Source organism: Nocardioides sp., assembly GCF_036493135.1.
GTDB lineage: Bacteria > Actinomycetota > Actinomycetes > Propionibacteriales > Nocardioidaceae > Nocardioides.
Genome location: NZ_DASXQG010000035.1, coordinates 71,912 through 86,304, shown reverse-complemented (window position 1 = coordinate 86,304; position 14,393 = coordinate 71,912). Strand labels below are relative to the sequence as shown.

The 14,393-nt window shown below is 71.2% G+C and carries 14 protein-coding genes; 6 read left to right on the top strand and 8 right to left on the bottom strand.

Annotated elements, in window-relative coordinates; translation table 11 throughout:
- The 3 genes from VGJ24_RS05785 to VGJ24_RS05775 form a co-directional block, all read right to left on the bottom strand.
- A partial coding sequence (locus VGJ24_RS05785; RefSeq protein ID WP_331499551.1) for a class I SAM-dependent methyltransferase occupies window positions 1–512 on the bottom strand: 512 nt, incomplete at its 3' end.
- 22 nt (window positions 513–534) lie between these two features.
- Entirely contained in the window at window positions 535–2,196 is a 1,662-nt protein-coding gene (locus VGJ24_RS05780) for a thiamine pyrophosphate-binding protein (protein ID WP_331499550.1), read from the bottom strand.
- Window positions 2,197–2,198: 2 nt separating this feature from the next.
- Complete coding sequence (locus VGJ24_RS05775) at window positions 2,199–2,975, bottom strand: cyclase family protein (RefSeq protein ID WP_331499549.1); 777 nt, start codon at window positions 2,973–2,975, stop codon at window positions 2,199–2,201.
- A gap of 201 nt (window positions 2,976–3,176) precedes the next feature.
- Between VGJ24_RS05775 and groES the strand changes: the two genes are divergently transcribed.
- The 3 genes from groES to guaB all read left to right on the top strand — a co-directional run bounded on the left by groES (window position 3,177) and on the right by guaB (window position 6,904).
- Window positions 3,177–3,470 (top strand): co-chaperone GroES, encoded by a 294-nt coding sequence (gene groES / locus VGJ24_RS05770; protein ID WP_151085154.1) that lies wholly within the window; start codon window positions 3,177–3,179, stop codon window positions 3,468–3,470.
- An 83-nt stretch (window positions 3,471–3,553) separates the two neighbouring features.
- Complete coding sequence (gene groL, locus VGJ24_RS05765; protein WP_331499548.1) at window positions 3,554–5,173, top strand: chaperonin GroEL; 1,620 nt, start codon at window positions 3,554–3,556, stop codon at window positions 5,171–5,173.
- A 255-nt stretch (window positions 5,174–5,428) separates the two neighbouring features.
- Entirely contained in the window at window positions 5,429–6,904 is a 1,476-nt protein-coding gene (gene guaB / locus VGJ24_RS05760; RefSeq protein WP_331499553.1) for an IMP dehydrogenase, read from the top strand.
- Here guaB and VGJ24_RS05755 read toward each other — a convergent pair.
- A complete protein-coding gene (locus tag VGJ24_RS05755) occupies window positions 6,901–7,317 on the bottom strand; it encodes a pilus assembly protein CpaE (protein ID WP_331499547.1) in 417 nt (138 codons plus the stop codon). The genes guaB and VGJ24_RS05755 overlap by 4 nt on opposite strands.
- A gap of 47 nt (window positions 7,318–7,364) precedes the next feature.
- Here VGJ24_RS05755 and VGJ24_RS05750 point away from each other — a divergent pair, with 47 nt between their 5' ends.
- Window positions 7,365–8,054 carry an MOSC domain-containing protein gene (locus tag VGJ24_RS05750; RefSeq protein WP_331499546.1) on the top strand — a complete coding sequence of 230 codons (690 nt, stop codon included), beginning with the start codon at window positions 7,365–7,367 and terminating at the stop codon, window positions 8,052–8,054.
- 10 nt (window positions 8,055–8,064) lie between these two features.
- On the opposite strand, the gene VGJ24_RS05745 is transcribed toward VGJ24_RS05750, so the two are convergent.
- Entirely contained in the window at window positions 8,065–9,732 is a 1,668-nt protein-coding gene (locus VGJ24_RS05745; protein ID WP_331499545.1) for a CHAP domain-containing protein, read from the bottom strand.
- 202 nt (window positions 9,733–9,934) lie between these two features.
- On the opposite strand from VGJ24_RS05745, the gene VGJ24_RS05740 reads away from it, so the two are divergent.
- Window positions 9,935–11,041: a GuaB3 family IMP dehydrogenase-related protein gene (locus VGJ24_RS05740; RefSeq protein WP_331499544.1), complete on the top strand. Its 1,107-nt coding sequence runs from the start codon at window positions 9,935–9,937 to the stop codon at window positions 11,039–11,041.
- Window positions 11,042–11,201: 160 nt separating this feature from the next.
- Window positions 11,202–11,561: a response regulator transcription factor gene (locus tag VGJ24_RS19600; protein ID WP_414691042.1), complete on the top strand. Its 360-nt coding sequence runs from the start codon at window positions 11,202–11,204 to the stop codon at window positions 11,559–11,561.
- Between the two features lie 4 nt (window positions 11,562–11,565).
- On the opposite strand, the gene VGJ24_RS05730 is transcribed toward VGJ24_RS19600, so the two are convergent.
- The 3 genes from VGJ24_RS05730 to VGJ24_RS05720 are packed head-to-tail and all read right to left on the bottom strand — an operon-like array spanning window position 11,566 to window position 14,361.
- The gene (locus VGJ24_RS05730; protein WP_331499543.1) at window positions 11,566–11,748 is read right to left on the bottom strand and encodes a hypothetical protein; all 183 of its coding nucleotides are present in this window, start codon (window positions 11,746–11,748) and stop codon (window positions 11,566–11,568) included.
- Between the two features lie 26 nt (window positions 11,749–11,774).
- Entirely contained in the window at window positions 11,775–13,061 is a 1,287-nt protein-coding gene (locus tag VGJ24_RS05725; protein ID WP_331499542.1) for a phosphotransferase, read from the bottom strand.
- A gap of 28 nt (window positions 13,062–13,089) precedes the next feature.
- On the bottom strand, window positions 13,090–14,361 hold the full coding sequence (locus VGJ24_RS05720; RefSeq protein WP_331499541.1) for a CapA family protein: 1,272 nt from the start codon (window positions 14,359–14,361) through the stop codon (window positions 13,090–13,092).
- Window positions 14,362–14,393: the final 32 nt, after the last annotated feature.

Sequence of the window (14,393 nt, the reverse complement as noted above, 5' to 3'; positions counted from 1 at the left end):
GGGTCGGCGTACGCCGTGGCGAACGGTGAGACGTCCAGCGTCGTCGCGTCGGCCACCTCGACCGCCCCGCCGAGCCCGAGGGCGGCCAGGTTGGCCCTGGCCAGCTCGACGCGCAGCGGGTCGAGGTCGATCCCGGCGGTGGTCAGCCCGGCGCGGGCGAAGGCGACGAGGTCCCCACCGATGCCGCAGGTGAGGTCGACGACGCTGGGCCCCCCGAGCGCCAGGCGCGCCGCACGATGCCGCGCGACGGCGGCACGGGTCGCTTGCTCCAGCCCGTCGCGGGTGAAGTACATCCGCGCCGCGTCTTCACCGAGCTTGGGCTCGGCGCGACGCCGTAGCTCGACCTGCCCCAGCGCCGCCGCCACTCGCTCTGCCTTCTCGTCTGCGGAGCCGGGCGCGGCCTCGCGCAGCTTCTTCTGGACCTGGAACGTCGTGCCTTCCGCGGCGATCGCGGCCGCCAGCAGCGCCTGACCGTCGTCGGTCAGGAGCCAGCGGAACGTGTCCAGGTCCATGGCCTCATCCTGACAGCGATGGTCAGTGGCCCCGGAACGCCTCCTCCAGCCACCACGACGGCCGCTGGTCGGCGACCTTCGCGTCCACCAGCATCGGGCGCGGCCGGCCGGCGTCGAGCCAGGCACGTACGGCGTCGAGGTCGCGCGGCGCCCGCACGGTGACGGCGTCGAACCCGAAGCCGCGCCCGATCGCGGCGATGTCGGTGTCCGGGAACACCACGGTGTCGAGGGAGGCGCCGTCGGGTCGGAAGTGGTGGACCTCCGCGCCGTACGCGTGGTCGTCGTAGACCACGACGAGCATGTCGAGTCCCAGCCGGATGACCGTCTCGAGCTCCATCGAGGACATCAGCGCGCCGCCGTCGCCGAGCGCGGCGACCGTCAGCCGTCCGGGACTCGCCACGGCGGCGCCGATCGCGGTCGCGAGCCCGAGCCCGATCGACTGGAAGGCCTGCGTGAAGCAGAAGGAGTGGTGGTCGCGGACGTCGAGGTACGCCGCGGGGTAGCCCATGAAGTTCCCCGAGTCCACCGCGACGACCCGGTCGTCGGGCAGCAGCACGTCCAGGTCGCGGCTGAGCGTCCGCGGGTCGATCAGGCCGTTGCCGCCGAGGTCGTCGTACGGCTCCGTCGACCAGGTGATGCCGGCGTCGAGCCGACGGCGTACGTCGTCGGAGCGGTAGCCCGTGCGCTGCTCGACGCGCTGGGCAAGTGCGGCAGCGGTCAGCGCGACATCGCCGAGGACCCCGAACGTCAACTCGCGATGAGCGCCGAGCGCGTCGGCGGTGTCGTCGACCTGCACGACCGTGGCCCCGGGTGCGATCAGCGTCCCGTGTCGCATCGTCCACATGTTGAGGGCGCAGCCCCAGCCCACGATCAGGTCCGCGCCGCCGATGAGTGCGGCAGCGCCGGGGGACGCGAACCCGCCCGAGACCCCGAGCGACCACGGGTGGCCGGCGAACAGTCCCTTGGCCACCGCGGACTCCGCCAGCAACGCCCCGGAGCGTTCGGCCGCTTCGGCGACGGCCGGACCCGCGCCGCGAGCCCCTCGCCCGGCCACGAAGACCGGCCGCTCGGCACGTCGTACGGCCCCGGCCAGCTGCTCCACCGCCGAAGTGGGACTTTCCCGGGGTCCAGGTGGGAGTTCTCCCGAGAGGCTCGAGGGGGAGAACTCCCCCTCGGATGGCGGAGAAGTCCCACTTCGCGCCTCTTGGGCTTGCACGGCCAATGGCAGGTTCAGCAGGACCGTACGCCGCGTGGTCACCGCGGTTCGGACGGCATCGCCGGCGACGACGGCGGCCGTGGCCGGATCATCGACCCGGAACGACATGGCCCCGACCGCCCGGGCCAGCGCCGCCTGGTCGACGTAGAAGTTCGACCTGGGCTCGGTCACCTCGGCGGCGACGACGACGACCGGAGTCCGGCTCTTGGCGGCCTCGGTGATCCCGGTCATCGCGTTCGTCAGCCCGCAGCCCTGGTGCACCGTGACGGCGGCCGGGCGCTCCGCCGTACGCGCGTAGGCGTCGGCCATCGTCGCCGCACCGCCCTCGTGCCGCGCGGCGACGAACCGGGCGCCGGCGTGGACCATGGCGTTGGTGACGTGGAAGTTCCCCGAGCCGACGACGCCGAAGACATGGTCGATCCCGCCGTCGACCAGGGCACGGCCGACGACGTCCGCGACGCGCGGCATCGTCAGCGCTCGACCAGAGCCACGGCCCGCGCGGGGGCGCCGGACCCCGTGACGATGGGCAGCGGCCCGACGACCAGCACCGCGCCGGTGGGCGGCAATGACGCGAGGTTCTGCAGCTGGGTCAGGCCGTACTTGCCGTTTCCCATCAGGAACGAGTGGCACGGGAAGGCCGGGTCGAACGAGTGGGCGGCTCCCGCGTCGGTGCCGACGGTCTCGACGCCCACCCCGATCACCGGTGACTCCTCCGCGACCCACTGCGCGCACTCCGGGCTCATGCCGGGAGTGTGCGGCCCGGTCTCGTCGGCGTTGGTGAACCGCTCCTGGCTGTCGGAGCGGGCGTCCCACCCGGTCCGGTAGAGCAGCCAGCCACCGTCGGGCAGGGGCGCGTGGTCCTTTTCCCAGGCGCTGACGTCGCCGACCTCGAGCAGGAAGTCGGGGTTCTCCGCACACCGGGCGCTGAAGTCGAGCACGACCGCCGGCCGGATCAGGTGACCGACCGGCACGCTCGCCACGTCGAGACCGCCCTTGCCCGTCACCCAGTGGTTGGGCGCGTCGAAGTGGGTGCCGGTGTGCTCGCCGCTGCGGAAGTTGTTCCAGTACCACGCCGGCCCGCGGTCGTCGTACGCGCTGATCTCCTCGAGCTGGAAGCGCGCGGTCTGGCCGAACTCGGGCGGGAGCTGGATCACCGGCGTCTCGCTGCTCAATGGGGCGGTCAGGTCGACGACCTCGACCGTGCCGTCCGCGAGCGCGTCGGTGAGGGCGGAGAGGACGGAGGGCATGGGAGCAAGTTACGCCGACCGCCCCCCGTTGGCACTCGTTGTCGGTGAGTGCTAGTTTCGGCGTTGGCACTCTCGACCCGAGAATGCCAGTCGCCTGCCACGACGAACGACCCCCGCGACGGCGTCCGTCACCGCAGGCTCCAACGTCCGGGGGCGTCTGGCTCCCGAGTCCGAACACAGTGGAAAGTGGAGGTCGACATCGTGTCGGTCAACATCAAGCCCCTCGAGGACCGGATCGTCGTCAAGCCGCTGGAGGCCGAGCAGACCACGGCGTCCGGCCTGGTCATCCCCGACACCGCCAAGGAGAAGCCCCAGGAGGGCGAGGTCCAGGCGATCGGTCCCGGCCGCATCGACGACAACGGAAACCGCGTCCCGCTCGACGTCGCCGTGGGCGACAAGGTCATCTACAGCAAGTACGGCGGCACCGAGGTGAAGTACGGCGGCGACGAGTACCTCATCCTGAGCGCCCGCGACGTGCTCGCGGTCGTTTCCTGATCCAACTTTCCGGGTCGTCCGCCTGAGAGGAGCCTCTAGTGGCCGCTCAGGCGGACGACCTGATCACATTCTGAGGAGCACTCATGCCCAAGATCCTGGAGTTCGACGAGAGCGCGCGGCGCTCGCTGGAGCGCGGCGTCGACGCGCTGGCCAACGCGGTCAAGGTGACGCTCGGCCCCAAGGGCCGCTACGTCGTCCTCGACAAGAAGTGGGGCGCGCCCACGATCACCAACGACGGCGTCACCGTCGCCCGCGAGGTGGAGCTCGACGACCCGTTCGAGAACCTCGGCGCGCAGCTGACAAAGGAGGTCGCCACCAAGACCAACGACGTCGCCGGTGACGGCACCACGACCGCCACCGTCCTCGCCCAGGCGATGGTCCACGAGGGTCTGCGTGCGGTCGCCGCCGGCGCCAACCCGATGAGTCTCAAGCGCGGCATGGACGCCGCCGCCGAGGCCGTCGGCGACGCCCTGCGTGATGCCGCCCGCGAGGTCGACTCCAAGGAGGACATGGCGTCGGTCGCCACGATCTCCAGCCGCGACGGCCTCATCGGCGAGCTGCTCGCCGAGTCCTTCGACAAGGTCGGCAAGGACGGCGTGATCACGGTCGAGGAGTCCAACACGATGGGCACCGAGCTGGAGTTCACCGAGGGCATGCAGTTCGACAAGGGCTACATCTCGGCGTACTTCGTCTCAGACCCCGAGCGCATGGAGGCCGTCCTCGACGACGCCTACATCCTGCTGCACCAGGGGAAGATCTCGGCGATCGCCGACCTGCTCCCGCTGCTGGAGAAGGTCATCGCTGCCGGCAAGCCGCTCTTCATCCTCGCCGAGGACGTCGAGGGCGAGGCCCTGTCGACGCTGGTCGTCAACAAGATCCGCGGCACGTTCACCGCGGTCGCGGTCAAGAGCCCCGCGTTCGGCGATCGTCGTAAGGCGATGATGCAGGACATCGCGACGCTCACCGGCGGCCAGGTCGTCGCCCCCGAGGTCGGCCTGAAGCTCGACCAGGTCGGGCTCGACGTACTCGGCACCGCCCGTCGGGTCGTGGTCACCAAGGACAACACGACGATCGTCGACGGCGGCGGCGATTCCGCCGAGGTCGAGGGACGCGTCAACCAGATCAAGGCCGAGATCGAGAACACCGACTCCGACTGGGACCGCGAGAAGCTCCAGGAGCGCCTCGCCAAGCTGGCCGGAGGCGTGTGCGTGATCAAGGTCGGCGCCGCCACCGAGGTGGAGCTGAAGGAGAAGAAGCACCGCATCGAGGACGCCGTCTCCGCAACGCGCGCCGCGATCGAGGAGGGCATCGTCCCCGGCGGCGGCTCCGCGCTCATCCACGCGGTCTCCGTGCTCGACGGCGACCTCGGCCTCACCGGTGACGAGGCGATCGGCGTGCGTATCGTGCGCACGTCCGCCGACGAGCCGCTCCGCTGGATCGCCGAGAACGGCGGCGAGAACGGCTACGTCATCGTCACCAAGGTCCGCGAGGGCAAGGTCGGCGAGGGCTACAACGCCGTCACCGACGAGTACGGCGACCTGGTCGCCCAGGGCGTCCTCGACCCGGTCAAGGTCACCCGCTCCGCGCTGGTCAACGCCACCTCGATCGCCGGCATGCTGCTGACGACCGAGACCCTGGTCGTCGAGAAGCCCGAGGACGAGGAGCCTCCCGCTGCCGGCCACGGCCACGGGCACGGCCACTAAGCGCTGACCCGCCAGAAACGTGCGCGCCTAGGACGCTGACCCGCCAGGACATCACCGCCAGGAACGCCGACCCGGCAGAAGTGAACGTTCACTTCTGCCGGGTCGACGCGATTTCGGCGCGCACTTCTGACAGGTCAGCGTCTGCTGCCGGGACCCGGGTGGGGGCGCCGGTAGGGTGGGGGAGTGGAGCACGAGGCACCTTCAGACAAGCCAGACACCGCAGGCAACCCGGTACGGCGCGAGAAGCTCGCCCCGATGGGGCTCACCTACGACGACGTCCTGTTGCTTCCGGGCTTCTCCGACCTGGCGCCCAGCGACATCGACACCACCACCCGGCTGACCCGCGAGATCACGCTCAAGGCGCCGCTGGTCAGCGCGGCGATGGACACCGTCACCGAGAGCCGGATGGCGATCGCGATGGCGCGCGAGGGCGGGCTCGGCGTCCTCCATCGCAACCTCTCGATCGAGGACCAGGCCTATCAGGTCGACCTCGTCAAGCGCACCCAGACCGGCATCATCTCCAACCCCGTCACGATCGGACCCGACGCGACGCTGGAGGAGCTCGACCGCATCTGCGGCGAGTACCGCGTCTCCGGCCTCCCCGTGGTCGACGTCGACCAGCAGCTGCTCGGGATCATTACCAACCGCGACCTGCGCTTCACGCCGGTCGCCGAGTGGGCCACCACGAAGGTCGACGAGATCATGACCCCGATGCCGCTGGTCACCGGCCAGGTCGGCATCACCCGCGAGGACGCCACGAACCTCCTGCGCCAGCACAAGCGCGAGCGGCTCCCGCTGGTCGACGGCGACGGCCGGCTCGGCGGACTGATCACGGTCAAGGACTTCGTCAAGGGCGAACAGTTCCCCGACGCGTCGTACGACGCCCACGGCCGGCTCATGGTCGGCGCCGCGATCGGCTACTTCGGCGACGCCTGGCAGCGGGCCAACACCCTGATCGAGGCCGGCGTCGACGTGCTCGTCGCGGACACCGCGCACGGACACGTCCGGCTCCTGCTGGAGATGGTCGAGCGGCTGAAGTCCGACCCGGCGACCAAGCACGTCCAGGTGATCGGCGGCAACGTCGCCACCCGCGAGGGCGCCCAGGCGTTCGTCGACGCAGGCGCCGACGCGGTCAAGGTCGGCGTCGGCCCCGGGGCGATCTGCACCACCCGGGTGGTCACCGGTGTCGGCGTCCCGCAGATCACCGCCGTCCACGAGGCCGCTCTGGCGGCCAAGCCGGCCGGTGTCCCCGTGATCGCCGACGGCGGGATCAAGTACTCCGGCGAGATCGCCAAGGCCCTCGTCGCCGGCGCCGACTCGGTGATGATCGGCGCTCTCCTGGCCGGCTGCGAGGAGGCGCCGGGAGACCTGGTGTTCGTCAACGGCAAGCAGTTCAAGGCCTTCCGGGGGATGGGCTCGCTCGGCGCGATGAGCAGCCGCGGCAAGAAGTCCTACTCCAAGGACCGCTACTTCCAGGCCGAGGTCGCCAGCGACGACAAGATCGTGCCCGAGGGCATCGAGGGCCAGGTCGCCTACCGCGGCCCGCTCGCCGCCGTCGCCCACCAGCTGCTCGGTGGCCTCAGCCAGTCGATGTTCTACGTCGGCGCGCGCACCATCGCCGAGCTCCAGGAGAAGGGGACGTTCGTGCGCATCACCCAGGCGTCGCTGGCCGAGTCGCACCCCCATGACGTCCAGATGACCGTCGAGGCTCCCAACTACACGGGTCGCTAGCTCGTCGACCGGAGCAGGGCCAGCGCGGCCCGGGCGTACGCCTCCTCCACGTCGACGTCGACGAACCGCTCCTCGGTGTTGCCGATCAGCGTCGACACGGCGTACCCCGGCGTCTCGCCGGGGATGTGCTCGAGGCCGATGAACGCCTCACCGAGCACCTCGCGCAGCTGGTTCTCGCGGGGCAGCCAGAGCGCGTCCGAGGCCGCCAACGTGTCCATCGCCCACTCGGTGGTGCCGTTGAAGGCGAGCATCTGCCGGCCCATCGCCATCCGCCGGGTCTCGATGACCATGTCGCTGACCACGAACTCGAGCTGGTCGAGCCCGTGGTCGGGGATCACGAACCAGTCACCCTTGACCGGCGTCCACATCAGTCCTGCGTCGCGCAGGTCGGAGGCCAGCTGTCGCGAGATCACCCCATCAGTGTGCTGGCAACCCGTCCTGCCCGACTAGGGTCGACGATGTGCCGACCCCGACACTCCGCGAGATCCGCCGCTACCCGGTGAAGGCGATGGGCGGGGAGTCGCTGGAGTCCGTCGGCGTCGAGGTCCGCGGGCTCGTCGGTGACCGCCGGTACGCCGTGGTCGACGGCGACGGCAAGCTGGCCACCGGCAAGCACTCGCGGCGTTTCCGTCGACGGGACGAGGTGTTCGAGTTCGCGTCCCGCACAACCGCGGGCGGCGTTCGCGTCACCGGACGCGGGGGTGAGTGGGCGGTTCCTGGCGACGATCTCGACCGTGCGCTCAGCGAGGCGATGGGCGCCCCTGTGCGCGTGCTGCTCGAGACCTCCACGCCGTACTTCGACGCCGGCCACGTCTCCCTGGTCGGCAGCGCCTCGCTCGACTGGTGCGGCGAGCGCCTCGGGGTCGACGCCGACCGTCGCCGCATCCGGCCGAACCTCGTCCTCGAGACCGACGAGCCCTTCGTCGAGGAGTCGTGGGCAGGGGTGATCCAGATCGGTGGCGTGCGGCTGACGCCGGTCGAGCGGATCGAGCGCTGCCGGATGATCGACATCGCTCAGGAAGGCCTGCCGCGCGACGGCCGCTGGCTCAAGAGCCTGACCCGCGCCCGCGAGATGCGCCTCGGCATCTACCTCGACGTCGACCTTCCAGGGTCGATCACCGTCGGCGACGAGGTGCGCGTCCTCGGCTGAGGACTCCGGCTCAGAGGAATCGGCTCACCGAGAAGCCGCCACCGCGCGGGCCGTGGGTGGCGGGCAGGGGACCGGACGGTCCCCACGGGCGGCGCCACTCGGCGCGTCCGCGCCGGTTCGTCACCCCGACCAGCACGCCACCGACCGTGGAGGTCAGCGTCGGGCTGCTGGTCTCCGACGGCGGCGCCTGCGGCAGGCCGCGCGACCTGTGCCAGCGCTGGGCGCCGGCGGGCGTCGAGATGACGGCCGAGCGGCCGTCCGTCGCGACCGCGGCGAGCCAGGTACGCCCGCTCCGGTCGACCGTCAACGAGGGAGAGGAGTACGGCGACCACTGGCCGGCCAGCCAGTGGCCTCGTTCCCAGCGGCCCACGCCGGAGCCGGTGTGCCGCACGACCAGGTCGCCGCGGCGGGCGACGCTGGCCAGCCAGACACGTCCGTCCGGAGCGTCCGCGAGCGCGGGCGTCGACGTGATCGACCAGGTCATGTGGTCGACCAGGCGGAACCCGGTCCAGCGCCGGCCGTCGTGGGTCGTGTGCTGCGACTGCAGGGTGCCCCCACGGGTCACCGCGGCCACCCACACATGGCCGGCTGCGTCGGGCGTGGCGGCGGGTGCGGCATGCGTGGACCACGAGCCGGGCCGGCCCATCCGGTGCGGTTTGCTCCACCGGTCGGACCGCGCGCCCGGCGTGTGCCGCTCGAGCAGAGTGCCGCTCGGACCGATGGCGAGCACGCGCAGCCGACCCTGTCCGTCCACGGCGAGTGCGGGAGACGAGGTGGCCGATCCGGCCAGCGCCGATCGCGGATGCGTGAAGGCCGTCGACGCGACAGACGTGTGCATGGTCAACACGCGGCCACGTGCCGATACTGCGGCGAGCCAGACGCGCCCCTGCGCGTCGGTCACCAGCGACGGGGCGGCGTGCGCGGACCATCCGCCCGGTGTGCGGACGCGTGTGGTGTGACCCGACGGCCGGCGTACGACGAGCGTGCCGTTCGCCGTACGCGCCGACCATGAACCGTCGTGGGCATCGGTGGTCGCGACACCCGCCCGCGTCGAGCCCAGGTACGGCGCCGGGGCGACATCATCGAGGTGGACGTACCGGAACGACGACGTGGGCACCGTGCGCACGCCATACCCACCGGCGACCCCGTAGTTGTACTCCTCGACGGTCACGGTCCCGTCTCCCACGGCCGACACCCAGGCGACGTGGCCGACGCGGCCGGCGTCCGTCTGGGCGACGGCGCCGACAGCCGGGACGTCGTCGACCAGGTAGCCGAGCTCGGCGGCGGCCTCGTCCCAGTGGCCGGCGTTGCCCCAGTGCACACCGCCGAAGTGGTTCTCGAAGTCGCCCAGCCCGTTGGTCGTCCGCAGGCGCCAGGCGACGAAGCTGGTGCAGTTGCGCAGCGCGAAGCCCCACGGGTCGCCGTACGAGCCGTTGTAGAACCAGATGTGCTTGGCGCACTGGCGCGGCGGCGGTGGGGTGTCGGGTTTGTCGGGCCTGCCCGGCCGGTGCGGGCCGGCCGGCGCCCCCGGCTTGCCCGGGGTGCCGGGCGCGTGGTGGCCGCCCGGAGTCTTGGGCGGCAGCGGCACGAGGGGGCACTTGCCCAGGCCGGCATAGGGGTAGTCGTCCCCGACATCGGCGTACGACGACACCGGCACCAGGCACGCCAGACTCACCACGACAGCTCCGAGAAGGCCCCCGACGAGTCGGCGGCCGGGCCGGCTCCCTCGTGGGAGTGGCATCTCTGGCTCCGTTTCTCAGTGGCACGACCAAGGTCGCATGGAGCACGAGAACTCGCTGGAGAACGCCGGAGCCTTTACCCGCCGCGACGCGTGACCCTGCTGACACCCGGCACCGGAGCCGCGTCGATACGCTGACCCGGTGACCGACATCGAGATCGGGCGTGCCAAGCGCGGGCGCCGGGCCTACTCGTTCGACGACATCGCGATCGTCCCGAGCCGGCGCACCCGCGACCCCGAAGAGGTCAGCACGGCCTGGCAGATCGACGCCTACCGGTTCGAGCTCCCGATCGTCGCCGCGCCGATGGACTCCGTGATGTCGCCCGAGGCCGCGATCGCCCTCGGCCAGTACGGCGGACTCGGCGTGCTCAACCTCGAGGGTCTCTGGACCCGGTACGACGATCCCGCCGACATCCTCAACGAGATCGCCGAGCTCGACTCCGCCACCGCCGTCCGTCGGATGCAGGAGATGTACGCCGAGCCGGTCAAGGCCGAGCTGATCACCACGCGGCTCGAGCAGATGCGTGAGTCCGGGGTCACCGTGGCCGGCTCGCTCAGCCCACAGCGGACCAAGGAGTTCGCGAAGGCGGTCGTCGACGCCGGCGTCGACATGTTCGTCATCCGGGGCACCACCGTCAGCGCGGAACACGTCAGCGGCCAGGCCGAGCCGCTGAACCTCAAGGAGTTCATCTACGAGCTCGACGTGCCGGTGATCGTCGGCGGCTGCGCGACGTACCAGGCGGCGCTGCACCTGATGCGCACCGGCGCGGCCGGGGTGCTGGTCGGCTTCGGGGGCGGTGCCGCCCACACCACGCGGACCGTGCTCGGCGTGTCCGTGCCCATGGCCAGCGCGGTGGCCGACGTAGCCGGCGCCCGCCGCGACTACATGGACGAGTCGGGCGGCCGGTACGTCCACGTGATCGCCGACGGCTCGATCGGCCGCAGCGGTGACATCGCGAAGGCGATCGCCTGTGGCGCCGACGCGGTGATGATCGGCTCGCCGTTCGCCCGGGCCAGCGATGCGCCCGGGCGAGGCTTCCACTGGGGGGCCGAGGCCCATCACCCCGAGCTGCCGCGCGGGGAGCGCGTCCAGATCGGCAGCGTCGGCACCCTCCAGGAGATCCTTTTCGGTCCGTCCCGGGTCGCCGACGGCACGATGAACCTGGTCGGCGCGCTGCGCCGGGCGATGGCCACCACCGGATACACCGAGGTCAAGGAGTTCCAACGGATCGAGGTCGTCGTCTCCTGATCCTCACCAGATTCCTGGCCGCTCGAGGTACGTGACCAGAAGTTCCCCCCTCCTGGGGGTTGTAAAAGGACGCGCATCTGGCACACCCTGCGGGGACCGCGTGCCCGTCCTTCCGGGGGGACGCCACTGGAGCGCAGTGGTCAGCTAGGGGGGAGACACCATGACGTTCGGCGCCGCGACGCCCGAATCGGTAGAGGACCGATGGGGCCAGCGCACACCACTCACGTTGCACCTCGACCATCTCGCGATCGAGGGACTCATGTCGGCGCTCGGGCGTCGTCCCGACGGTTCGGGGCCGCGTGCCCTGCCCGACGAGCTGAAGCGGCTCACCGACCGTGAGCTGACGGTCCTGCGGGCGATGGCCACCGGCGCGACGAACGCCGAGATCGCCGCCGAGCTGTACCTGTCGGTCGCCACCGTGAAGACGCACGTCGCGCGCGTGCTCGCCAAGCTCGGGCTGCGAGACCGGGTCCAGGCCGTCGTCTTCGCCTACGAGTCACGGCTCGTCATACCGAGCTGACTGCTCACGCGTAACCCCGGGCCTGCAGCGCGTACAGCTGCGCGTAGCTGCCGCCCGCCGCCATCAGCTCGGTGTGGCTGCCCATCTCGGTGACCGTGCCGCCGGTGAGGACGACCACGAGGTCGGCCGCGGCCACGGTGGAGAACCGGTGCGTGACCAGCACCGTGACGGCGCCGCACTCTGACATCAATTTGATGGTTCAGTGCAATGTCGTTACGCCGTCAACTTGGCGTCAAGCAAGGTCAGGATCCCGCGGATCCCGCTCTCGACGACCTCCGGGCCGCCCGGTCCCTGGCCCCACATCGTCTCGTACCAGGGGCCGAGCCGGTGCCAGTCCAGCGCCCGCGCGAGCTCCTCGTCGGTCACGCCGTACGCCTTGGCGACGGCCTCGGCGACCGGCTCCGGCGTGCCGAAGAGCGGCCAGGCGAGGTCGACCGCGGGGTCGGCCTCGCGGGCGTCCTTCCAGTCGAGCACGCCGCTGATCCGGCCGTCGGCGCAGGTCACGTGGTGGGCCCCGAGGTCGCCGTGCACCAGGCTGGTCGGCGTACGCAGGGCGATCCGGCGCAGGAGGGCCTGGCCGGCGTCCTGCTGCTCCTGCGGGAGCAGCGGGACGACGCGGTGCAGCATCCGCTCGAGCGTGGCCAGCAGCTCCGCCCGAGCCGCCGTCGCCTCCGGGATGCCCGACTCGACGTACACGTTCACCGGCATGTCGTGCACCGCGCGGAGGAACTCGCCCAGCCGGTGCCCGTCCTCGGGCGTGAGCGCTGCTCCGGTCGCGAGCTCACCCGGCAGCAGCCGATGGCGCACCCGCAGCGGCGACTCGTCGAGAACGATCGGGACCGGCACCTCCAACGGCAGCAGCGGCGCGAGCCGTGGCATCAGCCGCACCTCGCTGCGCAGCTGCACCTCCGCGTCGGGGAAGCGCGGCACGCGGTCGAGCCACCGGCCCTCGACCACGGTCGCCCGGGTGTCCCACCCCTCCTGGGGATCCCCGTGGTCGGCGGCATGCTCGCGGAGCCAGTCGCCGAAGAGCGCGCGCGTGTCGGGCATGAAAGGGATGTCCGGATCATCCAGCCGTGCGAGCAGGTGCTCGACGCTGAGCCAGGCGCCGTACGCGACCTCCTCGGGCTGGGGCGTGATCGGGCCGTCCCAGGTCGTCACGTAGCGGAAGGCTTGGTACGTCGTGTGGTCGTCGCCGTAGTCGGACTCGCCGAGCGACTCGAGCTCACTGGTGACACCGAGCTCCTCGGCGAGCTCGCGTCGCGCACCCTCGACCGGGTCCTCGCCGTCCAGCACGACGCCACCGGCGGTGAAGTCCCAGTGAGCCGGGTAGACGTCCTTGGTCGGTGTCCGGCGGTGGACGTAGATGCGGCCGTACGAGTCGCGGACCAGGATCCCGGTCGCGGCGTGCCGCAGGTTCTGGGCGCGCATCACCGAACGAGGGGCGCTCCCGTGGGGACGTCCCCCGTCGTCGTACAGCGCGACGACCTCCTCGTCCACGAGGTCTATGAAACCGCAGATGGCCTCGTCATTCCTGCCGAAGCCCCGGAGTCGTGTCGGCGTGGGGGTCCAGGCCGTCGACGGCGAGACGCGTCATCCGGCGTGCGATGAGCAGCCTGGCGCGGTCACCGACACCCTCGCGGAGGGCCGCGTCGACCGGGCGGACGCGGATCGGGTTGCCGGGTGAGTAGACGTTCCACGAGGTGGGGATGTACTCCGCGCGGGTCACCCGGAACCCGTGCCGGGTCTCGGTGAACGTGAAGCGGACGCTGATGCCCTCGTAGGCGCGCGGGTACTTCGGGTCGCTCTGGCCGACCATGTTGCCCATACCGTAGACGACCCACTTCCCGTTGACCTCGGTGATCGGCTGGACGACGTGGGCGTGCTCGGCGAAGACCAGGTCGACGTACTGGCTCGCGGTGAGGCGGCGTACCAGCGCGACCTGCTGGGCGTTGGGGAGCTGGGAGTACTCGTCGCCGCCGTGGTACTGCACGAGCACGATGTCGGCGCCCTCGGCCTTGGCGGCGCGGGCCTGGGCGATCAGGTTGTCGGCGTCCCACATCGAGACCGCCCAGCGCTGGTCGGGCGGGAGCGAGAAGCCGTTGAGGGAGTAGGTGCCGCCGACGATGCCGACCTTGACGCCCTGCTTCGTGGTGAGGATGACCGGCCGGCGCCGCTCCGCCCGCGTGCGGAAGGTGCCGACATGGCGGACGCCGGCCTTCTCGAGCAGGGTGGCCGTGCGGACCAGGCCGTCGAACCCCTGGTCGATGCTGTGGTTGGAGTCGGTGGTGCAGGCGTCCCATCCCATCGACCCGATCCATGGCGCGATCTCGGGCGGCACTGCGAAGACGGGATAGCTCGAGAGGTGCTGGTCGTCGCGCGCGAACGGCACCTCCTCGTGGCAGATCGCCAGGTCGGCGCTCTCGACGATCGGCTTCATCGCCGCGAACATCGGGTCGAAGTCGAAGCGCTCCTCGAGCCCACGGCGTACGGCGTCCTCGTGCGCGCTCGCCCACACGGTGTTGTGCCAGAGCAGGTCGCCGCTCATCAGCACGGTGATCTGGCGGTGTGGGTCTCGGTCGCGGTCGCGTTCCTCACCGCGGTGGGCCTCCGGATCCGGGCTCGGGACCACGGCAGGGAGGTCGGTCGGGGGTGCGGGCGTGGCGGCGGTGGACGGCGTGACCGTGATCGCGAGCCGGGCGTCGCGGTCGCGCACGGGCTCGGGTCGAGACAGCAGCGTGGCAGCCAGGGCCAGCGTCAGGAACACGCCGAGCACGCCGATCCGAGCGAGTGTGCGCACGCGTCCTCCCTCCTGGCGTGCTCGCACGCCTT